Annotated in this window: 31 protein-coding genes and 1 pseudogene; 14 read left to right on the forward strand and 18 right to left on the reverse strand. The window is 36.1% G+C overall.

From position 1 onward, the window contains the following. Positions 1 to 97 precede the first annotated feature (97 nt). Positions 98 to 940 carry a sulfurtransferase gene (locus tag C1A05_RS07990; protein WP_102027674.1) on the forward strand — a complete coding sequence of 281 codons (843 nt, stop codon included), beginning with the start codon at positions 98 to 100 and terminating at the stop codon, positions 938 to 940. Between the two features lie 57 nt (positions 941 to 997). On the opposite strand, the gene C1A05_RS07995 is transcribed toward C1A05_RS07990, so the two are convergent. From C1A05_RS07995 to C1A05_RS08010, 4 genes are all read right to left on the reverse strand, one after another. Beyond that, positions 998 to 2,170: an anti-sigma-I factor RsgI family protein gene (locus C1A05_RS07995; RefSeq protein ID WP_102027675.1), complete on the reverse strand. Its 1,173-nt coding sequence runs from the start codon at positions 2,168 to 2,170 to the stop codon at positions 998 to 1,000. Beyond that, complete coding sequence (locus tag C1A05_RS08000) at positions 2,167 to 2,892, reverse strand: sigma factor (RefSeq protein ID WP_159462027.1); 726 nt, start codon at positions 2,890 to 2,892, stop codon at positions 2,167 to 2,169. Before C1A05_RS08000 ends, C1A05_RS07995 begins: the two co-directional genes overlap by 4 nt. 128 nt (positions 2,893 to 3,020) lie before the next feature. After that, positions 3,021 to 3,842, reverse strand: coding sequence for a DUF5667 domain-containing protein (locus tag C1A05_RS08005; RefSeq protein ID WP_102027677.1), 822 nt, complete (start codon positions 3,840 to 3,842; stop codon positions 3,021 to 3,023). A gap of 19 nt (positions 3,843 to 3,861) precedes the next feature. Continuing rightward, a complete protein-coding gene (locus C1A05_RS08010; RefSeq protein ID WP_102027678.1) occupies positions 3,862 to 4,359 on the reverse strand; it encodes a hypothetical protein in 498 nt (165 codons plus the stop codon). 285 nt (positions 4,360 to 4,644) lie between these two features. Here C1A05_RS08010 and C1A05_RS08015 point away from each other — a divergent pair, with 285 nt between their 5' ends. Further along, the gene (locus C1A05_RS08015) at positions 4,645 to 5,139 is read left to right on the forward strand and encodes a L,D-transpeptidase family protein (RefSeq protein WP_102027679.1); all 495 of its coding nucleotides are present in this window, start codon (positions 4,645 to 4,647) and stop codon (positions 5,137 to 5,139) included. Between the two features lie 6 nt (positions 5,140 to 5,145). Here C1A05_RS08015 and C1A05_RS08020 read toward each other — a convergent pair whose 3' ends face one another. The 4 genes from C1A05_RS08020 to C1A05_RS08035 all read right to left on the reverse strand — a co-directional run bounded on the left by C1A05_RS08020 (position 5,146) and on the right by C1A05_RS08035 (position 8,774). Then, on the reverse strand, positions 5,146 to 5,643 hold the full coding sequence (locus tag C1A05_RS08020; RefSeq protein WP_102027680.1) for a metallophosphoesterase family protein: 498 nt from the start codon (positions 5,641 to 5,643) through the stop codon (positions 5,146 to 5,148). Between the two features lie 167 nt (positions 5,644 to 5,810). Continuing rightward, positions 5,811 to 6,797, reverse strand: a complete 987-nt coding sequence (locus tag C1A05_RS08025) for an LLM class flavin-dependent oxidoreductase (protein WP_102027681.1) — start codon at positions 6,795 to 6,797, stop codon at positions 5,811 to 5,813. Between the two features lie 43 nt (positions 6,798 to 6,840). Further along, complete coding sequence (locus C1A05_RS08030; protein WP_102027682.1) at positions 6,841 to 7,617, reverse strand: hypothetical protein; 777 nt, start codon at positions 7,615 to 7,617, stop codon at positions 6,841 to 6,843. A gap of 152 nt (positions 7,618 to 7,769) precedes the next feature. Continuing rightward, on the reverse strand, positions 7,770 to 8,774 hold the full coding sequence (locus C1A05_RS08035) for an LLM class flavin-dependent oxidoreductase (protein ID WP_102027683.1): 1,005 nt from the start codon (positions 8,772 to 8,774) through the stop codon (positions 7,770 to 7,772). 260 nt (positions 8,775 to 9,034) lie between these two features. Here C1A05_RS08035 and C1A05_RS08040 point away from each other — a divergent pair, with 260 nt between their 5' ends. After that, positions 9,035 to 9,592, forward strand: coding sequence for a hypothetical protein (locus C1A05_RS08040; protein WP_102027684.1), 558 nt, complete (start codon positions 9,035 to 9,037; stop codon positions 9,590 to 9,592). Between the two features lie 33 nt (positions 9,593 to 9,625). Here C1A05_RS08040 and C1A05_RS08045 read toward each other — a convergent pair whose 3' ends face one another. From C1A05_RS08045 to C1A05_RS08055, 3 genes are all read right to left on the reverse strand, one after another. Beyond that, a complete protein-coding gene (locus C1A05_RS08045; protein ID WP_102027685.1) occupies positions 9,626 to 10,051 on the reverse strand; it encodes a hypothetical protein in 426 nt (141 codons plus the stop codon). Between the two features lie 84 nt (positions 10,052 to 10,135). Continuing rightward, entirely contained in the window at positions 10,136 to 10,639 is a 504-nt protein-coding gene (locus tag C1A05_RS08050; protein ID WP_102027686.1) for a DNA topology modulation protein, read from the reverse strand. A 49-nt stretch (positions 10,640 to 10,688) separates the two neighbouring features. Beyond that, a complete protein-coding gene (locus tag C1A05_RS08055; RefSeq protein WP_102027687.1) occupies positions 10,689 to 11,306 on the reverse strand; it encodes an NUDIX hydrolase in 618 nt (205 codons plus the stop codon). Positions 11,307 to 11,413: 107 nt separating this feature from the next. Here C1A05_RS08055 and C1A05_RS08060 point away from each other — a divergent pair, with 107 nt between their 5' ends. Next, positions 11,414 to 12,055 carry a phosphatase PAP2 family protein gene (locus C1A05_RS08060; protein WP_102027688.1) on the forward strand — a complete coding sequence of 214 codons (642 nt, stop codon included), beginning with the start codon at positions 11,414 to 11,416 and terminating at the stop codon, positions 12,053 to 12,055. A 4-nt stretch (positions 12,056 to 12,059) separates the two neighbouring features. Here the strand turns inward: C1A05_RS08060 and C1A05_RS08065 are convergent, their stop codons facing one another. After that, on the reverse strand, positions 12,060 to 12,437 hold the full coding sequence (locus tag C1A05_RS08065; protein ID WP_102027689.1) for a hypothetical protein: 378 nt from the start codon (positions 12,435 to 12,437) through the stop codon (positions 12,060 to 12,062). A 155-nt stretch (positions 12,438 to 12,592) separates the two neighbouring features. On the opposite strand from C1A05_RS08065, the gene C1A05_RS08070 reads away from it, so the two are divergent. From C1A05_RS08070 to C1A05_RS08085, 4 genes are all read left to right on the forward strand, one after another. Then, positions 12,593 to 12,877: a hypothetical protein gene (locus C1A05_RS08070; RefSeq protein ID WP_102027690.1), complete on the forward strand. Its 285-nt coding sequence runs from the start codon at positions 12,593 to 12,595 to the stop codon at positions 12,875 to 12,877. Positions 12,878 to 13,003: 126 nt separating this feature from the next. After that, on the forward strand, positions 13,004 to 13,195 hold the full coding sequence (locus C1A05_RS08075; RefSeq protein ID WP_102027691.1) for a hypothetical protein: 192 nt from the start codon (positions 13,004 to 13,006) through the stop codon (positions 13,193 to 13,195). A 65-nt stretch (positions 13,196 to 13,260) separates the two neighbouring features. After that, positions 13,261 to 13,902 (forward strand): PAQR family membrane homeostasis protein TrhA, encoded by a 642-nt coding sequence (trhA, locus tag C1A05_RS08080; RefSeq protein WP_102027692.1) that lies wholly within the window; start codon positions 13,261 to 13,263, stop codon positions 13,900 to 13,902. 175 nt (positions 13,903 to 14,077) lie between these two features. Then, positions 14,078 to 14,929, forward strand: coding sequence for a hypothetical protein (locus C1A05_RS08085; RefSeq protein ID WP_102027693.1), 852 nt, complete (start codon positions 14,078 to 14,080; stop codon positions 14,927 to 14,929). A 51-nt stretch (positions 14,930 to 14,980) separates the two neighbouring features. Here the strand turns inward: C1A05_RS08085 and C1A05_RS08090 are convergent, their stop codons facing one another. Continuing rightward, positions 14,981 to 15,487 carry a DUF2569 domain-containing protein gene (locus C1A05_RS08090; protein ID WP_159462028.1) on the reverse strand — a complete coding sequence of 169 codons (507 nt, stop codon included), beginning with the start codon at positions 15,485 to 15,487 and terminating at the stop codon, positions 14,981 to 14,983. Next, positions 15,474 to 15,830 carry a hypothetical protein gene (locus tag C1A05_RS08095; protein ID WP_102027695.1) on the reverse strand — a complete coding sequence of 119 codons (357 nt, stop codon included), beginning with the start codon at positions 15,828 to 15,830 and terminating at the stop codon, positions 15,474 to 15,476. Before C1A05_RS08095 ends, C1A05_RS08090 begins: the two co-directional genes overlap by 14 nt. Positions 15,831 to 16,063: 233 nt before the next feature. Between C1A05_RS08095 and C1A05_RS08100 the strand changes: the two genes are divergently transcribed. The 5 genes and pseudogenes from C1A05_RS08100 (at position 16,064) to C1A05_RS08120 (ending at position 19,501) form a co-directional block, all read left to right on the forward strand. Continuing rightward, on the forward strand, positions 16,064 to 16,573 hold the full coding sequence (locus tag C1A05_RS08100) for a GNAT family N-acetyltransferase (RefSeq protein ID WP_102027696.1): 510 nt from the start codon (positions 16,064 to 16,066) through the stop codon (positions 16,571 to 16,573). A gap of 438 nt (positions 16,574 to 17,011) precedes the next feature. Further along, on the forward strand, positions 17,012 to 17,479 hold the full coding sequence (locus C1A05_RS08105) for a hypothetical protein (RefSeq protein ID WP_102027697.1): 468 nt from the start codon (positions 17,012 to 17,014) through the stop codon (positions 17,477 to 17,479). Positions 17,480 to 17,483: 4 nt separating this feature from the next. Further along, positions 17,484 to 17,660, forward strand: a complete 177-nt coding sequence (locus C1A05_RS18000) for a hypothetical protein (protein WP_159462029.1) — start codon at positions 17,484 to 17,486, stop codon at positions 17,658 to 17,660. Between the two features lie 39 nt (positions 17,661 to 17,699). Beyond that, on the forward strand, positions 17,700 to 17,873 hold the full coding sequence (locus C1A05_RS18005; RefSeq protein WP_159462030.1) for an antitoxin VbhA family protein: 174 nt from the start codon (positions 17,700 to 17,702) through the stop codon (positions 17,871 to 17,873). A 465-nt stretch (positions 17,874 to 18,338) separates the two neighbouring features. Continuing rightward, positions 18,339 to 19,501 (forward strand): annotated as a pseudogene (locus C1A05_RS08120) (IS3 family transposase). A gap of 121 nt (positions 19,502 to 19,622) precedes the next feature. Here the strand turns inward: C1A05_RS08120 and C1A05_RS08125 are convergent. Next, positions 19,623 to 20,396, reverse strand: a complete 774-nt coding sequence (locus C1A05_RS08125; RefSeq protein WP_102027700.1) for a DUF6060 domain-containing protein — start codon at positions 20,394 to 20,396, stop codon at positions 19,623 to 19,625. A gap of 219 nt (positions 20,397 to 20,615) precedes the next feature. Here C1A05_RS08125 and C1A05_RS08130 point away from each other — a divergent pair, with 219 nt between their 5' ends. Beyond that, on the forward strand, positions 20,616 to 20,933 hold the full coding sequence (locus C1A05_RS08130; protein WP_145997299.1) for a DUF1795 domain-containing protein: 318 nt from the start codon (positions 20,616 to 20,618) through the stop codon (positions 20,931 to 20,933). A 50-nt stretch (positions 20,934 to 20,983) separates the two neighbouring features. On the opposite strand, the gene C1A05_RS08135 is transcribed toward C1A05_RS08130, so the two are convergent. From C1A05_RS08135 to C1A05_RS08145, 3 genes are all read right to left on the reverse strand, one after another. Then, positions 20,984 to 21,316, reverse strand: a complete 333-nt coding sequence (locus C1A05_RS08135; protein ID WP_102027702.1) for a hypothetical protein — start codon at positions 21,314 to 21,316, stop codon at positions 20,984 to 20,986. A 296-nt stretch (positions 21,317 to 21,612) separates the two neighbouring features. Continuing rightward, positions 21,613 to 22,476 (reverse strand): AraC family transcriptional regulator, encoded by an 864-nt coding sequence (locus C1A05_RS08140; protein ID WP_102027703.1) that lies wholly within the window; start codon positions 22,474 to 22,476, stop codon positions 21,613 to 21,615. Positions 22,477 to 22,710: 234 nt separating this feature from the next. After that, positions 22,711 to 22,956, reverse strand: coding sequence for a hypothetical protein (locus tag C1A05_RS08145; protein ID WP_102027704.1), 246 nt, complete (start codon positions 22,954 to 22,956; stop codon positions 22,711 to 22,713). Between the last annotated feature and the right edge of the window lie 337 nt (positions 22,957 to 23,293).

The following is a 23,293-nucleotide window of genomic DNA, read 5'->3' on the forward strand; positions in this document are numbered from 1 at the left end:
CTTTTCTCTTTATTCTACCCAACAAAAAATGCTTCATGCCCTTTAAGGTTCCGATAACATGGATTAAAATAAGATAAATAGTAAAGGAGGAATGGTCATGTCTTTTGTAATGAGTGTGGATGAATTAAAGGATAAATTAGCAGAAAATTCAAATGATACGGTCATTGTTGATGTACGCTTTGAACTAACCAATCCTGAAGCTGGACGCAAAGCTTATGAAGAAAATCATATTCCAGGGGCATTTTACTTAAGTTTGGATGAAGACTTATCAGGAGAAATTCAGGAGCATGGTGGAAATCATCCTTTACCAGATGTAGAGGAATTTGCAAAAAAACTTGGTAACATTGGGATAGATTCTAATACGACAGTGGTTGTGTATGACCAATCGAATGACATGTTTGCTGCTCGCCTGTGGTGGATGTTACATTATTTGGGACATGACCATGTGTATGTATTAGATGGTGGCTTCGAGCATTGGCTCGCAAACGGGAATGCAGCCACTGCTGATATCCCAACACCAACCAAAAAGGCATTCAAGCCCCAGCCTCGCTCCAATGAAGTAATCCATATACAAGAAGTAAAAGAAAAACTAAAAACAAAATCTGCTGTTTTAATCGATTCCAGAGCACGGGAGCGTTATTTAGGTCAAGTGGAGCCGCTTTACAAGAAAGCTGGTCACATTCCCGGTGCTAAAAATTATTTTTGGAAAAATGTTTTCGATCATAATGGACGTTGGAAAAGCAAAGAAACATTAGAAAAGCAGTTCTCCTCTCTATCAAAAGACGACGAAATCATTGTATCTTGTGGCTCTGGAGTTTCCGCGACCCCAAACATTATAGCTTTAAAAATGGCTGGTTACCAAAATATAAAGCTATATCCTGGAAGCTTCAGTGATTGGATTTCCTATGAAAAAAATGACGTGGCGACAGAGGAAGAGTAATAGGTGTATTCCATAAAAATGCCTGGGATTACTTGATTTTAAGTAACCCCAGGTCTTTTATTCCCTTTCTAACGGATCCGGCTTTGCGCCTTCTTCGTGTATATTCAGTCTTTCTTTGTCAGATTTGGATTCATCATCTACTTCCTTTGGCTTCCCTTTATCTGTTTTTGGTTGACCAGTCACATCTGGCTTTCCTCCATTAGTCTTTCCATTTGTTTCTGGAGATCGTTCATCTGATTCTTCGTTGGTGTTTGCTTCTGGTTGATTCCCTTGTTTTTCCGGCTCATTTTGCCTTTTTTCAGGGCTTGGTTCCTGTTTATTTTGGTTCTTTTTGTTCTTCTGCTCTTTGTTCGTAGCATTTTGGTTATTCGGCTTATTTTTTTGCTGGTTTTGATCCGGCTCTTCTCGATGTGAGGTAGCTGCATCTGGAAGCTCGGGTGTGGATGCATTAGAATTTTCACCTGATTTAGTTTCCACGTTTGTTTGATCCTGCTGCTTCTCCTCTTCATCCAAAATCGATTTTTCTTCCATCACTTGCTTCTCTTCCACGAACCCATTATCAGCCATATCCTGGAACTTTCGAAATTGATTTACAGACAAATTTTCCTTTTTAGCTATTTCATAATAGTCTTTTGATTCTTGGAAAATTTCTACAGTAGCCGCGATATCATGTTGTACTAATTCCTCGGAAATGACTTTTTGTAATTGTGTTTCTGAAGGCATTTGTTTCGTATTTTCGAGATCAATTATAGTCGTATTCACTGCTCCAGACTCATTGGAGGTTAAATACCCTTGATTAATAGACTCGGAAATAATGGATTTCGTAATCCGATATAGATCACCTTCTACATTTATCAAAGCTACAATTTTTTCGCCATCCTCATTTAATGGCACCACTTCCACTACCTCAAAATCTTCATCTAAATGAAGCTCGATGCTCGGATTAATATCAATTGCTACTACATAGGCATATTCGGCTCGGCTTTTCGTAACTCCACTTAAAAGAACAGCAATAAATAGGACAGCAGCCATCGCGAGTACCGATATTCCTTTAAGTGAAGTAGCAAAGACACCTGTCCTTTTTTGCTCCTTGTACGATAACGAGTTCCCCAACAAAGGCACTTCTCCCTTTTGTCTCGGAACATTCTTAAACGTCCCATCTTCGCATAATAGGACACAATAATCTTTTGTAACCTTTACAACGACACCTTCTATTATTTTCTCACTCATTTTTTCACACTCCTAGGCCCGAGTTGTACATAGGATGATAAATGTGTCCACTCTGGATGTAATTTAATCAAAATTAATGTAACCAAGTACTTACGGTGCCTTTCCACAGTTTTCAGTCGATAAGACGTTCGTTTTGTAAACTTCGTTGCAGGAAAATAATGCTTTTTCCGCAACTGCTCCACTAGGTCCTCCTGTTTCAAAAATGCATCAGCCATTTCGAAAACCAACAAGCGGCTATCATTATGTTTTGGACTATATTTTTCAAGCTCGTCAAAAGAAATTTTAAAATGACTCAGAATTCCGTCTAGCTCTAAAATTTCGCTTACAAGGTTCGATGTTGCATTGTTTTGCTCATACATTTCTATCGATTTTACGGCATCCATGCTCGTATGGGAATCTTTTTCTTTAGCCGTCACAGAATGAATGGAAAGGTGGTGCTCCTGCTTTTCTTTCCGAAAATAATCAATTAAATCACGTTTAATTAAAAGAAAAACATAATTCAAAAAGGTTCTTCCTCGACCAAATTGAAATGTATCGAGGGCACGATTAAAAGCAATTAATCCAATACTAGTCTCATCGCTACTCCAAGAAACATAACGTTTACATATATGACCAACTACGTTTATGATGTATGGTTTATAATGTCGAATTAAGCGCTCCCGGACAACTTCATTGCCTCGTTTTACTTCTAGTAGAGCCTCTTCTAGTTTTTCTTTATCCATGATGGCCCCCTTATATAGTACTCTTTCTATATTCATTAGAGTACTCTATCTTTTTTTGAGGGTAAATATATTTTTTGAAAAAGGATAGCAAGCGTTCATGTTTCGCATTGCTATCCTTCCTTTAGAAATTATTCAGCCTTTGGTCCTTTTCCAGGATGACTAGCTGGTTTTCCATTTTGCTTATTATCTTCATCAGCTTCTATTTCTGTTTCATCATCATCATCTACTTCTACTTCTTGCTCTTCTTCCTCTATTTCTACTTCTTCCTCTTCCTCTTCTTCTTTTACTTTATTCTTTTTCTTTTCTTTGTTTTTTTGCTTCGCTTCTTCAGATTTTTGTTTTCCAGGTGCTACTTTCTCTTCTTTAACTGTTTCTTCAGTCGTATTTTCTTCTACTTCAGTTTCCTCTTCTTCCACAGTTTCCTCATCTTCAGATTTATGTTTATTTTTGTTCTTTGCTGCTAGATAATTTTGTTCAGCTCTTGCTTGGTTTTCCAGTGCTTTTGCAATACCAGCTTTAGCTGTTTCTGGAAGATTTTCACGCTCTAACAAAGCAGTTAATTTTTCTGTGCGTTTTTTTGTATTTGCTACTAAAGTTTCTTCTACTTCTTCAGCATCTACCTCGCCCGCTTCTTTCGCCTCTTCTAAATCTTCCGTTGCTTGTTCCACATGATTATCATAGTCTTCTAATAGTTCTTCTGCAGCTTCCTCGTCTCCATTTTCTAGAACTACTTCAACCTCTTCCAGACGCTCTTCTGCATATTCATCCTGAAGTAATGCTTTTTCTGTAGCATCTTCGGTTAACTCATATTCTACTTCTTCAATTAAAAGAGAAGTATCATATAATTCGGAATCTGGTACAATAATTTCAAGTTCCTCTTCAGCAAAAACGGATGTTCCTGCAAATAAAATTCCCATTCCTAATGTAGATCCAACAATAAATTTCTTCATAAAAAGTCATCCTTCCCCTTTAAAAGTATTGTACATTTCCTTGAAATTCTTCCATAATGTCTTTCTTTTCTTCAAATTGCTGCGCTGGAGTCATGAAGATTAATATACCCGTATTCTGTTCACCGCGAGTTAAATAAATGTCAGCTCGGAGACTTTCTTTTCGGTTTGTTAGAAAGGATATGAACGTGTCTGTTTCTTCCATTATCTCAATTTGTCCATAGGATGCTTTAATTTCTTGCTTGATTTCATCTAAGGATTTGTCATTTGAAACAACAGAAACAATCGCATTCAGTTTTCCATTCTCAAATACCACATTTACTTTCTCCTCAGTGGTAGAGTCTGTTTTTAGATTCCATCCAGATGTTTCAGTGACCTTAACGGATTCTGAATCATATAAGTATTTTTCAATCGTGGGCGATTTTTTCGTTTCCTGTTCAGAAGTCTTTGGTTCTTCTCCGCAAGCACTTAAAACAAGAAGAACTGCCAGAACTAGAACTGGGAAAAGTTTTTTTCTCAAGCCTTCACCTCATTTGTCCATTTCATTACCTAAGCTTCCTCCTCATCCTTCGCAACAATCAATTAACCATACGGAAGCTTGTCCTATTTTGGAGGGGGGATTTTATTTTTTTTTTGGTGCCTGTCACTCCCCGAAATTTGCCGAATTTTGTACATCGATCTCACTTCCTGCTTTTATCCTAAACCATGAGATGCACAACTTAGTCTAGTATTCTAAATAAAATAAAATAACTTTTTCCATTCAGTTGAATAGGATAATTACAAAAAAAGAATGGAGCTAAATTACATGATTCATTTCGTAAAGCAAGGCGAGACATTATATCAAATATCTAAAGATTACCGGGTATCACTCTCATCTCTCATTCGTGCCAACCCGACAATTCAACCGAATCAATTATTCATTGGTCAGCAAATTATCATTCCAGGTTTTCCAGATCCAAGTACCATACCTTATGAAATAGAGGTCTCGATAAATAGCCGCTGGTTACGATTAAAGCATAATGGTATCATTCAGAAACAATATCCCATTGCTGTAGGAAGAATGCTTCACGGAACCCCTATCGGAAGCTTTATTATCGTAAATAAAGCACCCAATCCTGGTGGACCCTATGGCACTATGTGGATGAGCTTATCGAAGGAACATTACGGAATTCACGGAACGAACAATCCAAGTTCTATCGGGAAGGCAGTCTCGCTAGGCTGTATTCGGATGTATAATCAGGATGTGGAAGCACTAGCAAGCATCGTACCAGTAGGAACCCGTGTTTTCATACATGCCTAAGAACCTTTACTCCTTCTCCTTAAAAAAGACAATCTCTCCCTTAATGCAATCACCAATGGTCAGGATTCCATAAGAATAATACGGGAGCGCTCGCTTATCTGTTGGAGAACCTGGATTAAATAGTAACACTTTTTTTAAATATCGCATCATTGGAATATGAGAGTGTCCGAAAATAATTGCATCAACCTCTTTTCCTTCAAATGCCTCCAGTGCCCTTTTTTCCGTTGTTTTCTTATCCCCATGTCCATGGAAAAGTCCAAGCTTATAACCCTCTACCTCCACAATTTCTCGTGCTTGAAAAAGCTTTTGGACATCCTCTCCATCTACATTTCCATAAACTCCGATTACGTTCGCATAGGCAGCTAGTGTTTCGTACACATCTAGCGACTGCCAATCTCCGGTATGTAAAATCAAATCAGCTGTTTCACACTCTTTCAACAGTACACTTGGTAATGGTTTCGACTTTTTTGGTATGTGCGTATCTCCTGTAACTACGATTTTCATCGAATTACCCCTTCTCATCTTTGTCTACGTATACTATACCAACAATAAAAAAAGACCAAACCTCTATATGAAGCTTGACCATTGTGAAACATTTTGTGAAACAAGATTTTTCGGGGCGTGCCAGGCACCTCAGCACAGCAGGCACCTCAGCACACCAGCCACCCACCCTACCTCGCCAAGAGCTGGATGACTTTCTTCCGGTTTTCAATCCCTGCTACATTTGGCACGATCATAATTTCATCGGTTTCGTATGCTTCTGCTATTTTTTTAATTTCTGCTTTTACTTGAGGTGCTGTTCCTACAAGCATTCGCTTGCGATTCATTCTTACCTTTTGTGCTTCTACGGAACTAAACCCACGACTTTTGGCTGTTTCAATAGAAGGATAGTAAGGTGGTTGATTGTTCGATTCTACAAAATATAGCCACAAATCAAATGCCTTAGCTAGATCTTCAGCTTCCTCCTCCGTTTCCCCTACAACAGCAAATACAGCCACAATCGTTTTCGGCTCTTTTCGTAATACAGACGGCTGAAACTTGTCTCGGTACTCCTTAACGATTTGCACCCCTTTTGTCCCTGGTCTTGTGAAGTGGGCAAATACATAGCCAATACCAAGGCTTGCGGCAACCTCTGCTCCCTTTTCCCCTGTTCCAAGCATCCACATTTCAGGTTTTGATGCTATTTGTGGAGTGGCGATTAAGTTTTGAAAGCGATGTGCATCTTCCGTATTGTCTGTAAAATATTTGATTAAGTCCTTCACTTGTTGATCATAGGAGACCCGCTCGGTTTTCCCTTCATTTAATGCATGGTTGACCACACGATAACTTGGCGACCTTCCTATACCTAGATCTATTCGATTTGGATGGAGTGCTTCCATCATCCGAAAATTTTCCGCAACCTTATAACTGCTATAATGTGGAAGCATGACGCCACCTGAACCTATGCGAATGTTACTCGTTGATGTTGCCAAATGCATCATCAGCATTTCTGGGCTGCTGTTTGCAACTGAATGGACAAAATGATGTTCCGATACCCAGAATCGTTCATAACCGAGTTTATCTGCCTCTTTGGCTAACGCTGTCGTCTGCCACAATGCCTCGTTTGCATTGGATCCTTCATCAATTGGAGAATAATCTAGTATACTAAAACGAATCATGAGTTCACTCCTTTTCTATCTATCTTCATCAGAGATATGACTGCTATTCTATTACCCAATTCACTGTGAAACACCCTTGTAAATGCTCTCCGCTTACCACAAATAAAACTTCCTCTGTTTCTTCCGCTCTAAATTTATATTGATAATCTTCATGTTCAATTAAACCAATAAAATCACCATTTTCATCCGTTACCTTATATCCAAATCCACCATCATTCGATCTCACAAAATGAAATGTTACAGACACCGTCTGGCCTTTTTCTACTTTTAATGGAATCTCGTGTTCCCCATGGAAATAGTCAAAGGTAGCCTTATATGAGGTTTCCTCTCGAATCTCATTCCATCCTTCCTTTTCTGTAAAGTCTATAGGAATAACGATTAATAGCAGAATTGGCAACAAAAAGGCAAAAACATAAGCAAAACCTTTCGAGTGATTGGCTATTAATGAGGCCCCATAAAATAGGAGTGCACATATTGCCCCAACAGTTCCTGCAATGATTCCATATATGTTAAATTCGAATACAAGAAAAATAGGATACCCAGCAATCATGTAAAGCAAACAGATTTTGGAGTACTTCGAAATAGAAAACTTCAACACGATACTATCTATAATAATAGAACAAATAACACCATAGACAAACGCAATAATCCATAAGAAACCTGCTGAGATGGCTTTATGAGTCTCATACAAATCCATATGGGAAACAACAAATGTAAAGGTTGTAAAAAGAACCATCAAAAACCCAGCACCAGCTAATTTCGTTATAAAATAAAAAATAAATTGCTGTACGTATTCTTTACGATCCTGCAACTGCACCATAAAACGCCCCTTTAACTAGATTAGTACCAGATTACCATAAATGATGAATTTTAACAGAAGCAACCGTTTATATACCACACGTAATAAAAGTAAAACAAATAAAAAAGCAAGACTCTCACCAAATCAAGAGTCTTACTTTCCAAATTCCTAATTTATCCTTCATCGACAATTTCTTTAAAGATTTCATAAGAGCGTTTTTGCCTATCTGGATCAAAAATATACGACACAACCATAATTTCGTCTACATTATAGTTGTTTTGGAATTCCTGTAATTGCGCACGCACCGTATCCTTGCTCCCCATAAATGTAACGCTGCTCATATTGGATGCAGCCGCTTTTTCCTGCTCGGTCCAAACAGCATCCATATTTTCAATCGGTGGACTTAGCTTTCGTTGTGTTCCACGGACAATATTTAAGAAAAATTGCTGCATTGTAGAGGATTCTAATTTAGCTTGTTCATCTGTTTCCGCAGCAATCACGTTTAAACAAACCATCATATACGGTTTGTCTAAATATGTAGAGGGTTGAAACTCGTCGCGATAAATGCGTATCGCCTCTTCCATCCATCTTGGTGCAAAGTGCGAAGCGAAGACATAGGGCAATCCTAATTTGGCCGCAAGATGCGCGGAATCTGTTGATGAACCGAGAATGTAAATCGGGATATTCGTTCCAACGCCAGGATGAGCTTTAACAAAACCTTGCTTGTCCTCTGGTCCAAAATACGTTAATAATTCCTCTACATCCTTAGGAAAAGTATAGACGGATTCATTATTTTTGGAACGTCTTAATGCACTGGCTGTAAGCATATCCGTTCCTGGAGCTCGCCCTAATCCTAAATCAACACGGTTGGGATATATGGTAGCCATTGTGCCAAACTGCTCTGCTACAACAAGAGGTGCGTGATTTGGAAGCATGACACCCCCAGACCCTACACGAATCGTATCGGTATGCTCCAACGTATGCTTGATTAAAATGGAGGTTGCTGAACTAACAAGCGTTGGAGAGTTGTGATGTTCTGCAATCCAATATCGTGTATAACCCATTTTTTCTGTAGCTTGGGCTAAATCCACCATTGCATCAATCGCTTCTTTTGTTCCTTGCCCTTGTCGTATTGGTGCTAAATTCAATACAGAAACTGGAATTTGTATATTTGACATCTATTATTGTCCTTTCCTAATAAAAAATTAAAAGACAGAGGTTTCATTTTGGAATCCTCTTATCTCTCTAATAGTAACAAGGCTTCGTTCGAAAACAAACTTAAATGCTTACAATGCATCAAGTCATTATGTGTAATTTTCCAATAAAACGGAACGCCTATTCTCGAGTAAACAAGAAAAACTAGTCTTTCGCTCGTATATTATCCTTTCCATTACGACATATTAAGGGCAAATTAGTCAGAAAATGGGTTGATGAAAAAATGGATTTCCAGCAATATTGGGAGAATATTTACGATACGAGCGAAAAACTGAACTCGCTTTTATTGGATTATTGGAGAGAATATTCTTATTTTGATGATTGGCAATTTTGGGTAGCTGTAGGCTTTCTCGTTGTGCCTTTGATTCTTTTATTTTTTTTCGTAGATCGGAAACGAATTTTTGAGGTTTTGTTCTATGGATATTCCGTACATATATTATGGAACTATACCGACACGTTGCTTGGGTCGAGTAATTATTTTGTACACAAGTATTTTGCATTTCCACTTTTACCGTATGCTTTAAGCTTAACAAGTTCGTTTCTTCCTGTAGGATTCCTACTCGTTTATCAATTCAGTACAAATCACAATAAAAATGTTTATTTCTATACAATTCTTTTTGCAGCAATCTTTGCATTTATTTTAGCACCATTAGAAAGCGTATTCGGATTAATTGATTTACATTACGGGATGAATTATTTTTACATCTTTTTAATAGATATTGTTATTGCATTTCTAGCACTATGGTTAACGAAATTTATTTTATCTTTAAGACATAACTAAATAGGAGCTGAAGAAATCCTTCAACTCCTATATTTAACTGGATTCTTTTCCTTTTAGACAATCCAATAGAAGATACCCGAGGACAAGTCCAGAAATCGTGATTACGGATTCTGTAGAAACCATTGTCATGATTTCCTTCGCTAATGGTAGCTTCATTCCAAAAGAGGTTAGATAAGTAAGAATTGGGAGGATTGTTACATAAAATGCAGGCAAACCAATTGTTAATGCTTTTACCCAATCGTAATGCCATTTTCCCCCTGCTTTAAGTTCCCTTATCAATGATGGCAATTTTAGCAGTATCCCGACGAAGACTGGAAAAAAGCATGTAAAGAATAAGAATGGTCGCATATCAAAGGTTATAGTTGATTCTTGTTTCAGTAGATTTTGATAGCTCAGCCCAAAATAGAGGACAAGTCCAATAAATACAATCCAACCAGCGTAATAAACGAACCGTTGCATTCCAAACCTCCCTTCCCACAAAATAAAACGCTTAGAATGTGGAGCAAAATAATGTCTCAAGGTTGCTTATGCTTAACGTCAAGCTCAACATGACTGTAAAAACCTCTTTACATCCTTAGAACTTTTAAATATGATAACTTTTTTCTCCTTTGATAAACGCTCAAGCTTGCGTAGTAAATTAGGTCTTTTCGACTTCGGAAAATTCCATATCCATTTCAGAAAATGAAAATCTAGTTTTTCCCTACAACCTTCAGCCATATCTGGTCTAGTTTGGTTTCGATATTTGATCATTCGCTTTAACACACGATAGACACAAACTGTTCTCGGAAGGTCGAAAAAAAGAATCGTGTCTGCCGCTTCTAATCGGATATCCAAGGTACTATTGTAGTTACCATCAATGATCCATTCCTCTTCCTTCACAAGCTCCTTTTGAATTTGAATTTGTTCTTCTCTACTCGTTGGTGTCCAATTGGATTTCCATAATAATTGATCCAAATGCCACACTTTTATGTGAAACTTTGCCCCAAGTTGTTTAGAAAAAGTGGATTTGCCAGAACCACCTGAGCCAATTAACGCAATTTTTTTCATGTGACACCTCGATTTTTTTCAAATTTTCTTTTTGTAGTTGAATATTTGCCTAATCAAAAATTGCTTCCTTTTCGGGATTCCGTAAAAATTCAAATAGCATGCTAATTTGCTCCTTTGTATTTCTAGCTGTTGATAGATTTGGGAGCTCCTCTTCTTTAAAGAATTGGACATCGTTTGTTTCCACACCAGCTTCTGCCCGACCACCTATTAACTCACATTGAATGAAAATTTTATAGTAGTGATAAAGTTGCGGTGGATGATCATGTTTGTTCATATCTAGTAATGCTAGTAATTTTTTCGCACGGACTCTAAATCCAGACTCCTCTTTCATTTCTTTCACAATGTTTTCCGATGGCGATATTCCAATGTCACAAAAACCACCTGGAAGTGACCATTTATCGTCTATTATTTCTCGAACCAGTAGGATTTTGTTGTCCTTGAACACCACGCCACGTACGTCTACTTTGGGCGTTTGATAGCCTGTTTCGTTTGCAAAAAGCTCCGTGATTTTCTCCATTTCCAAATCGGTATAACCATTCATAATCTCGACACTTAACGCTCGTAATTCTTCATATCGTTCCAAATCGTATATATTTTTGGAAAAAGAAATTCCAGATTGAGCAATAGACTGAATTCTCTTTGCCCATTCCAACCATTGATAGCTCATTTGTCACAGCCCCTATATCTTATTACATTTCATTTTTTGTCTATTTTCTTGGATAAAGTCACATTCAGGATGGAAAAGTAAGAAAAAAGTGGAATTGAGGAATATTCATGTTGCACATTTCAAAATCAAGGTCCATCCTTATCGTTGGGATTCTTTTTGGTGGTCTTTTTTTTCTAATCGCAATGTTGCTTGGTACAAATAGGTTGGTTGCGTTCGATCAGCAGCTCATTCAATTGGTTCAAGGTTCAATTACTTCAAATCGAACCACCATTATGAAGGGCATTTCATTCTTTGGTAGCTTTCATTGGATCATTGCCCCGTTACTAATCCTCGCTAGTTTGTTAGTACTCATGAAAAGAACACGATTTGCGGTTTTTCTAGTTTTGTCATATTTTTCCGGGAGGTTGTTAAATCGATTGCTGAAGTCATGGTTTCAAGTAGATCGGCCACAACTTCATCAACTCGTATCTGCAAGTGGATTTAGTTTTCCGAGTGGGCATAGTATGAATTCGATGATTTTCTACGGTGTACTCTCTATCATAATAGCGAAATTAATCAAGCAACCACTCATGAGATGGAGTATGATCATTGTCTTAGGCTGTCTTGTACTTGCTGTTGGTATGAGCAGAGTATATTTAGGCGTCCATTATCCAAGTGACGTTCTAGCTGGTTTTGCTGCCGGTGTCTTTTGGGTATGTTTATGTAGTGCCTGCCTACAATATTATGAGAAAAAGAAAGAGTTAACGTAATCGTTTAAAAAATATTATCTCTCTCCTCTAGCACCTTATATTTTCCGAGTGATCCTTTTACTTTTATATGAAGGAAATACATTGCTCCCGGTTCACTAAAATAATGTTTTTCTATCTTTACAGAGGTTGATTTTGTTGAATGAGAACCACTATGGTTATACATAAGCACCCGCTGCTTTTGGCCATCTCTTTCTATTTCCACTTCAAAAGAAGTACATTCCATGTTAGAGCAATCAATGCCATATCGTTCTTCCATAAAGGTTACAAAGTCGTGCATCGTTGGTTTTTGTGATACGACCCACTGGTAAAATCCAACACCTATGATCACCAATAGCCCAAGAAGTAGAATTGCATATTTCCGTTTCTGTTTATCGATATGCATTTGTTCCCCCCTTGCCTTTATGTGTTTCCCCTTATATCTTAGCATAATATTCCAAATCATTTGATACTATTATATAAGATTGTACGTCTTGTTATAGATTGAGAGAATGATATGGAGGTGATTTCCTGCAAGAATGGAAAGTCCTATTCTATCGCATGCTCGAGTGGTTCGTAATAGTTACAATTGGGTTGTATAGTACCATTGAAATTGTAAAGCCAACATACGAGTATTTCGGCGTTCCTTTTCTTGGGAATGTATGGGTTAATTGGTTTGGAGTATCCTATTTAATTTTTGCCATTTATACACTTCTGTTTCGGATACTAATGAAAGAGCAGCTTCTCTACCAACGCCGTTTAGCATCTACACGTTTTTGGCTTTTCTCTGTCATTGCTACTTTGATCGTAGTTGGACCAATTATTAATGGAAAAAATCTGTTTTAATCAAGCGTTTTATTCATGGAGGAAAATAATCCCTTTTGTAGAAGTAGGAATATGGATTATATATTCCAATATTACATCATTGTTTTTCATTGTAAAAACAATTATGATTTAAGAAGGTGAAAACTTTTGAAAATTCCTTTTAAATCGTTATTTCTTCTATTTCTTGGGAGTTTGATTGGCTTTACGATTGTAGCGGTTATAGATGGCATTCCCAACAATGACTTTGATTGGATGAATTGGGTCCAGTGGATGATCGGTGCAACAATCGCATTTTTAGTATTCTGGCTCTTTCTTGTTTACCAGAATAGGAAAAACTAAAAACATACGATTAAGGTCTGTTAAATGTTCAAGCACTATGTTTTCACGAGAAGGAGCGAAACATCATGGCAAATACTCACACTTTTAATAAAGGAGAGGAAATTGCCAATTCCATAACCCATGGCATTGGATTTCTTCTTAGTATCGCAGCATTAGTTTATTTAATTGTATATTCTTCCCTTTACGGTAATGCTTGGCATATCGTAAGTTTTACTATTTTCGGCGTCACCATGCTTCTTATGTATACATCCTCAACCCTTTTACACGCTTTTCCTGAAGGTAGTCGAGTGAAAGATATCTTTGAAGTATTCGACCATTCCTCCATTTACTTTTTTATTGCTGGGACGTATACGCCTTTTATGTTTATCGCTGTGGAAGGTTGGTTAGGTTGGACCATTTTTGGCATCGTTTGGGGAATAGCTATTGGTGGAACGGTTTTCAAATCCTTTTTTGTGAAAAAGTATTTATTCACCTCAACCTTTCTTTACGTTCTGATGGGATGGTTCATCGTTTTTGCCTGGGGACCTTTAACAGATAATCTACCTTCCTCCGGCATAACTTATCTCATTGTAGGTGGATTGCTGTATACAGTAGGATCCGTATTTTATATTTGGAGAGGATTCCAATATCACCATGCAGTATGGCATCTGTTTGTCCTTGGGGGTAGTGTTTTTCACTTTTTCAGCGTATTGACGCTGGTTCATTAGATTGTTATGGCGGTGTAATTCGGAAACGAATTACACCTTTTTTGTACAAATTACTTCTGTGAAACATTTTGTGAAACAAGATTATTCGGGAAGTGACAGGCACCAAAAACCCAAATAATTTCTCACACTTTAGTACATGATATTAATACAGGCTTACGACAAGTTGGTGAGGAATGTGCAAAATATACATAGGTTGTTTAATAAGAATTCGATTCCTTTTTTTATTTTAACGCTTTTTCATTTTGGTATCGTGTTGCTTATGTTAAAAAAGCGGAAAAAGAAAGGCTTTTGGGGCTTGCTTTTTACGAATATTGGATTTGCTTATTTATTTGAATATCCAACGTTCAACTTATTTCACGGATATCGTTATATCCCGCATATTTTAAAAAAACGACCATTTGATAACGTCTTCGGTGCTATATTATCTCAAGGAATATATGTTCCTATCGTCGCAACCTTTTTAACGATTTTCCAAAAAAATTGGCGTTGGAAGATCAGCTTTAGTTTTTTTTATTTTCTAATTGAACATTTGTTTCTTCGTATTAAAATTTACAAAGTGTACTGGTGGAAGCCACGTTACACATTAATTTTCATCAGCCTTTATTTTTTTGTAAGTGACTTTATTTATAAAATGCTAGCAGCACCAAAAAAGTGGGCATATGTACTTGCAAACTTCCAAGCAACGCAAGTGACCTGGGTCAATATTATGTTTGTCTATGCTTTGTTCCGGCAAATTCGGTTTGGGCGAGGCCGCTATCACACTTGGACAGAACACTTTAATTTGATTCCATTATATAGCTTGGTTCTGTCTTTGATTGCAAGTATTACTTCTAAAAAAGCAATTATAAATAGGTTCCTTTTAATTGGAAGTCACTATATTCTAGATAAGTTCCTAATTAAAAAGGGCATTCTAAAATTGAAATTTAAGCATGTCTTCTACCATCTTGGTTGGTATACAATCATGCCATTTATGACACGATTGCTAAAGAGAGTTATTAATGGACAACCTAAAGAATCCACATTTTAAAAAAAGACAAGAAACTCCTTTAATAGAGCTTCTTGTCTTTTCGCGTTATCCTTATTTTTCTAAGAACGTCGCTTTCACCCGCTTCGACTTTAAGAAATATGGTATCCAAATCCCCATAAAAATGAATGTTCGAGCTATGCTCTGATAGATCTCATTATTTACTTCTTCTCCAACACCATAATCATTAAATACATATAACGCAGCGCCTGCATCAATCAGATTTAAGATAAGAGCTGTAACTAAGTAAATAATCATGAATTTTGGAAACTTCCTACTTTTCTTAAACATCATAAAGAGCAGTAATAATGGAACGATTATTAACAGAGAATTAATAATTAATTCAAAATATAGTAGTGGTTCTAAAAGGGCTGTTCGATCTGCAGCTTTTATAAGCGTCCAATTATAAGAGTCTAGAATCGGAATAATCGACTCCACTATGTATAAAAGCGATAATAACGGTGTAAGGATTAAACTAATAATGACAAGAATAAGCCAGCCACCAATGCCTTTGTATGTTTTCTCCTTTATAACTGGTTTAATAGGATTATTTTCCAACATTCTCATTCCCCCTTCTTTTTACCCAAGCTACTGTTACGAAGTGGACCACTAACACGATAAATGGTAGGGAAACAATGGCCATAAAGGTTAACGCATGATAAAAAAGAGCGCTAAACAACCATTCCATGAATCCAAAAAAGAATATACCATTTTCTAACGCTTCTTTCTGGTCCTCCATCTTTGCCGACAGCAGAAATCCCATAATTAAGATTGGTACTACGATCGTGATAAGCCATTGAACGAATGTCCAGCTTGTGAAATATTTTCCATCCATTTTCGCAAAAGCAAACTGAACACCTGCTGCCAATAAAATAATCACGAAAAAAATAATTTCAAGCCCCACTATCTCTCCTCCCCTTTAGAGTATCCACAGCTGTTCTTAACTTATTTCTCTAATCAAGAACAAATGACTCTTATTGGATGAATTTTTTAACATGTATGATTCTTCTATTATAAAAAGCAATGGTACATACTTATCTGCGTCTAACCATTAATTTATTGTTACGTGTTACTATACTATTAACTCTAACTCTATGTTAGGATATATTCAACAAAATTTTCCAGTAGGTGATTCTAATGCAAATACGTCAAACAAAAGATTACGAGATCATTACGAAGCTAAGTAAACATGTACATGATATACATACAGACCATTATCCCGAGTATTTTAAGGAATATGACTATGATGGAATACTAGCTTTTTTTAAAAGCGTCATAAACAAAGAGAATACGATTTTCCTCCTTGCAGAGCAAGAAAACCAACCAATTGGTTACGCATATATTGAAATTCGTAATTATGCTGAAAACGTATTTAAAAAAGCTTATCAATCGATTTATGTACATCAGTTTTGTATTACAAACACAAAGCGAAATCAAGGATATGGCACAAGGTTAATGAATGAAATCGGTAGAATTGCAAAAGAAAAAGGAATCCACAAGATTGAGTTAGATTATTGGGCGAACAATGAAAATGCGAAACACTTTTATAAGAAAAACGGGTTTACTCTTTATCGGGAGTTTGTGTATAAGGATATCCATAAAAAAAAGAATGATATTACTAGATTACAGATTAATTTATTATTTTAGGATTTACCACGTTAACAGGATGTTCAGAAGATTCACCAACTAAAAATCTAAGCTTGTCCAGGTAAAACTTGAACAAGCTTTTCTAATTCCTATGAGCCAAACCTTTCAATCAAGCTCCGAACAACATCGGTGTTGAATAGGTCCGGTAATACAGGAAAAAGGGACTGAATTTCCCATAAGCCCAAATACCTATTCACTGGAAACAAATGCAAAGAAACCTATATTAGGGAACAACAAACAAAACAAACGGAACCGAAGCAAAAAGAAACGATCCTTTCTCATTCAGATCTTAAAGCTCTTAACGAAGCAAAGGATATTCTCAAAGGGGATAACGTTACTTTTAGCTCCATCAATAAGAGATTAGAACAAATTGACCGTTGGGAAAAAAGTGTTCGAACTAAACAACAAGAGTATAACATTAAAGAGCCTGTTGTCAGAATGCTTTCAGGCGATTTAAAGAACTTACAACATGCTCAATCGGATTTAAAAGTAAAAGAAAAGGCCCTAGAAAACTTACCGGTTAACCCGTTTAAACGAAAAGAAATCAAAAAACAGATTACAGAGGAAATCAAAGAAATTAAAAGTAGGATTCAATACATTGAATCTCGTATAAAACCTCAATTTAAGCAGTTAAATATTCAAACAACTAGTGAATTGGAAGCTCTTCAAACGAAACTAAATGGATTCCATAAAGAAGTTATTCAAGGTAAGCCAATAAAAGCCATTAACTATCAACGTGATAAGCTAAATGAAGCTAAAGAAATACTAGGAAAGCCATACATAGATAAACTCAAACAGCAATATCCAAACGAAAAAGTGGTGGATTATTTGAAGCCTGAAATAGCTGAAGGTTTGGCTAAACTTAATGATAATGCTAAAAAGTATTGCTCCTATAAAAGCGTTTGATCAAGTGGTTAAACATTTTGAAAATCATGCTGAACAAACGCAAAAACCGATAGATCAACAAATGGCTGGGATTTTAGGAAACATATTAACAGGGCTTCAACAAGCTCAACAACAGATGAATAAAGACAATAAGCAAAAGGCACTTTCACCGAAGAAGAGAAAAACAAAAACAAAAGTATAAAGAAAGTGAGCTTGAATTATAGAACGAGGGTGTATTGACATGGAAGATAAAAAGTTTGAAGAAAGTTGGAACAAAACAAGATACCAGTTAGAGTTAGAGGGATTTACGGTTACTGAAGAAGATAAAAAAGACGTTCAACGAGTTATTCAAGGACAAATGAGTCGAGAACAACTTATTGAACGTCTCAAGAAGGAATTATCTTCAGAAAAATGAATTTGAAAATAAAGGAGGAATAAATGATGAACTGGATGGAGTGGGCTACGACAGGATTATCAGTTAGTGCAATAGTAATAAATTCTATCGCATTGGCACTTATCATACGTTTTAGGAGGGAAGTTCAGGAATGAACCTTTATGAGAGCCATGAAGTTTTAGGAACAGACTTACCCATCTTCCGAGAGAAAACAAATAATCATTACACCCTAGAAGATATACTCAACACTTTTCAAACCCCTGAAGATTTTCACTGTTGTGGTTTTGTACAGATAAAAAAATATAATCGCAAATTGTACAAATCAATTTATAGGACTCTCTAGCCTTACAATCCCAACAGAAATTCGAAAATCGAACTTCAAAAAAAGCCCTTGAGAAAATGTGAAGAGACCCAATAATATGAGACAGGAAAAAACACCCCTAAAGTCGTATATACAATTATCGACATTTTGGAGGTGTTTTTCTTATGGGGCATAAAAATCATTATCCTGAAGAAATCAAAAGAGAAGTGATCCGTTTAAAATTACTAGGAGAGTTATCGAATAAGGAAATTATGGACAGGTATGGAATTAAAAATGTCTCTCAAATCAAGACGTGGCTAAAATGGTTTCGTGAGGGGGAAGAACATCGGTTGGCCCAGCCAATCGGGAAACAGTATACTTTTGGAAAAGGTCCGGAAGATGATAGTGAATTAGGTCGGCTTAGAAAGAAAGTAAAGTACTATGAAATGAGAGACGAGATGTTGGGAAAGTACCGGGAGATCGAAAGGAAGTGGTTCCGGAAGTATTCGTCGAAGTAGTAGAGGCGTATAAAGAGAAATATTCAGTTATAACTATTTGTGAATGTTTGGGAATTCCAAAATCAACATACTATCGTTGGAAGAAAAAGAGTTCATTAGAGTTACCAGCCCTCCATCAGTTAATTATCAAGATTTGTAAAGAGCATTTTTACCGATTAGGACATCGAAACGTAAGGGGCATTCTTAAGAATGATCACAGTATTAAGGTTAATCGAAAAACCGTTCAAAAAATCATGCAGAAGTATCACCTTCAATGTCAGATTAAAGAAAAGAGAAAGGCATATATTGCTGGAGAGAGTAAGTTTATTGTGCCAAATCTTCTTAGCCAAAATTTCAAGGCGGAACGGCCTAATCAGAAGTGGGTCACCGATATTACCTACTTGCCTTAAGGGGAGAAAATGCTTTATTTATCAACCATTATGGACTTATTTAATAACGAGATTATCGCTTACAAAATAAGTGATACACAAGAAGTTAGTCTTGTATTAGACACTTTGGAAGCTGCCTGTAGAGGAAGAGAAACCAACGAAGTGATTTTACACAGCGATCAAGGGGCTCAGTACACATCTTATGCATTCCAGGAGTTAGCTAAAGAAAAAGGCATTACCACAAGCATGTCCCGAAAAGGAAACTGCTATGATAATGCCGTAATCGAATCCTTCCACTCCTCGCTAAAGTCGGAAGAATTCAACACCCGATATAGGGTGAACCTTACAAATTCAATTGTACTAGAAAAAGTAGAATCGTACATGTATTATTACAACTATATACGACCTTTTGCAAAATTAAATTACCACAGTCCTGTAGAATTCAGGACTGTGGTAGCATAGGTGTTTTTTCTAGTCTCATTTTTCTGGGCCAGTTCAAATGTTCTCTTGGGCTTTTTTGAAAAAGAAATCATATTGAAGATCAAACCTTATATTTAAGTTGTGTTAAAAGAATCTAGAAACATTATCTATAGACAAGATAAAATTCACCTTCTGCAGTTCCATTATATTTTTCTATAGGATATTCTACGGAAGAATACTCTCTAGGTGAACTTTCCCATTTTGAACCACCATCTTCAATATAATGATATAAGTAACCATAACTTCTTCTTAAATGTGGCCTAAAAGCTACATAGGCTGTTTCCCCACGCTTTATTTCCCAGTTATATCCATTCTTCAAACTATTTTCAGCTTCTTTAGTATATGAAAAGGAAACACCTGCTGAAACAGTATTACGTTCATAGGTAGAATTCAGATTCGTTGAAAATGCGGATCTTATAGTGCGTGACATTTCTACGTATACATTACATTTTACTGCATTACAAATCAAGTCATCACTAACCCGTACAGCACTACCATTCTTCTGGTAGTTACCCGATTCATCGTATTGGTCATAAATGTATGCCATAATTCCAATGTCACTTTGGGGTTGAGTAGTTTTTGGACTTTGATAGATTAAAGATTTTTTGAACATTTCTTCTTTGAATGTATTCGCCTGTTCTATTTTTTGTTCTTCTACCCATTGACTAAGAGGTACTTGATATAGTTTTCCATCTTCGTCTGTCCTATAAACAGCTCCAATGGTCCCACCTAGTTCTGGATCATAGTACCCGTTTGGATATTTTTCATCTGGTGTAACGGACATTGTTTTTATATCATTCGTATCGGAAGCACTTACAGTTGATGTAAAAGTTAAAACTAAAACAGCAGCAATTAAAATACTTTTAAACTTTAACAAATAATCACCTCGCCCTTAAAATATTCACAATTTTTTTACAATTACTATTATACTAGAATAAGTATTCGTTTCAACCATTTTAATCCATTTATTACTAATTACCGAGCAGATGATACCCAATGGGTAAGTAGCCAACTACCTGAAGGTATTTCCTTTAATGTACCAGCTCAAGCACAAAACGTTGAAATTGGCGACATCGGTTATCCCGTTGTCATGTATATGCTAGATGAAGTAGATCGCACTAATTTCAATGTCCTGGTAGAATCTTTACCAGAGGAAATGACTTTAGATGAATATATTTCACTAGCAACATCTAATACCGGCTTTGAATACTTGAGCAATGAGAATTATACCGTTGACGGCCAAGAATGGAACGAGGTTGTTAGCTTAAATCACCAAGAAGGAACGAAGCTAAACCAGCGTACTTTCATGATCGGTACGGATGTATATATTTTCTCCTATGCTAGTTTACCAGAAAACTATGACAAACATATTGAAGTTTTTGAATCCATTACAGACTCCGTAGCCATTCAATAAATGACTACAACAAAACGGCTATTTATAGTCGTTTTTGTTTTGCCTAAGGACTACTCTTTTGTCCCAAGTCTCTCCTCATCTGACTTATGTAATTGAATGGAATATATACTAATCATTCTTTTTAAACTGTCCAAATGAAGCTGTTTGTTCTTATATGTCATTTCGAATTGGGCTCCATTGTCTATTAGTTCTATTAGGGTTTGATAAAGTTTAATCAATTCCTTTTGACTATGTTCATAAGGACAGGTGATTACCGGTTCCTGATTTTCAATCTTATACTTAATAATATCAATCGACGTGTGCTTATATCTCCTAATAATCGGAATGTACTTGAACATGTTTTCATCATGCATAACCTTAACAGCTATTTCATCCAGACTCACTACCTGTCCCCCTTGTAAAAAACTTTTGATTTTCAGTTTATATATACTACGGAGTACATTTAACATTTATGGTGATAATATCCAATTCTTTTTCTAAAATTTTTTACCTTTATCTAAATTAGGAAAAATCTTGTTTCTATTATAATCTTTATCCATTCCAAAAATAAACTAGACCGAATGACTAATTTCCATTTGAAATAAAAATAAGTGTCAGTCACTATGTTTAGACTATTGTCCATCCGTAGTGACTGACACTTTTTAATGGCAGTATGATTTCTTTAAAACCTAAACAACTTTTACCCTTTTTTCTTCACTGGCATCCAAATCTCACTATATACATTTTCTGTGGAACCAGTGTGCTCTATAAATGAAATTCCAGGTAAATCCGTTACTTCATAATCAGCAGATGGCAACCATTCCGCGTAAATTTTTGCATGTGTATCTTGATATGTTTTCGGAAATGGACCTTGATTAGGGAAAATCGCCCACAAGCTTTCCTCAATGGAAAGCTGCTCTAGGTCATTGTATGGATTTTCCTTTGTTGTTCCGAATCCGATCATATGTGTTAAGAACCCTGTTTCTTCCAAGTATCCATCATCAACGTCATAGGAAACATTTAAGACTTTATGTGGATAAAGGTTTGCTAATTCGTGCATTTCCTTTCTTTGCTGCTTTGTAATGGACTGAGCTAATTCTTCAATTGCACTATTTACCCCTTCAAATTGAATGGGTACCCTTTTCGATACTCCTACAATATTGAACTTCGCTTTCTTTTCAATTTTGAATTCCATGGATACTCCTCCCTTAATATCGATAAAGAATGTTAATTTAGGAAATGATTTTTGTACTTTGTTTTGGATTACTTCCGAAGGCAAATAGCCAGACCATTCACGAAAAGCTCTTGAAAATCCATCGATTGACTGATAACCATATTCATAAGCAACATCTGTTACCCTCGCTCCATGAATTAGTTCCTCATTCGCACGAGCCAATCTTCTATTTTTTATATATTCACTCAAGGACATTCCAGCGATATACGAAAACATTCGTTTGAAATGATAATCAGACATTCCTACAATTTTGGATATTTCCTTATTCGGTATCTCTTCTGTTAGATGTTCTTCAATGTAATCCATTAACTTATTGAATTCCTGTAACATTCATTTCCCTCCTTTATGAGTACATCTTACCGTTCAAATTAATCCTCAACTCGATATTTTATATACGGGTTATATCGGACGTTCCAAGCATAAAAAAGAACTTGGTATTCCCAAGCTCTAATGTCATATTATCTTTCTTCCATTAGTGTATAAAATGCTATCTTTCTCCACTTCTCTCAGGTGACTGCCATCTGTTCTTCTTTACACGTTCAAATTATGTATTTCAAAAAGTCATTACTTTTTCAACGCTTTTTTTATGTCTCGATTTGCTCGAAAAATACCAAAAACCTTTACTGAAGAGATCGTCTTCCTTGCTAACTCTACATCAATATTCTTTTTAAGAACCAAAATCCCTACAACTTTAATGTCCAGCATTTTATTTTGATCTAGAAGTTGCTCCAGTGTTTTACGATTATAAGAATTTACACCTATTTCATAGGATTTTACCGGAATCACATTTTCCACTTCGTTATCAATCATTCGCAAATCTTCCAATCTATGTCATTTTGTATTCTATTCCATGAATCAAGCAATTCAGTTGCTAATTTTAGTTTCATAGAATAATTATACAGAACTACAAACACATTTGGAGCTTCTCGCTTTGCAACAATATGGATTTTATCGTTAGTTGGAGTAAGGTAAAAGATATTGTAGAAGCCTTCTTGATTATTGACCATTTCTATATTTATAGCTAATTGTTTATCTAGAAAAAGAGAAAAATATTTATCTCCCACTTCTTAATCTAATATATTCTTCTTCGATGAGTTCTTGTTCCAAAGGAGTGATCGATTATCTTATAAAATAAAATTGTCATAAT

Source organism: Salirhabdus sp. Marseille-P4669 (assembly GCF_900240405.1).
Lineage (GTDB): Bacteria > Bacillota > Bacilli > Bacillales > Alkalibacillaceae > OEQK01.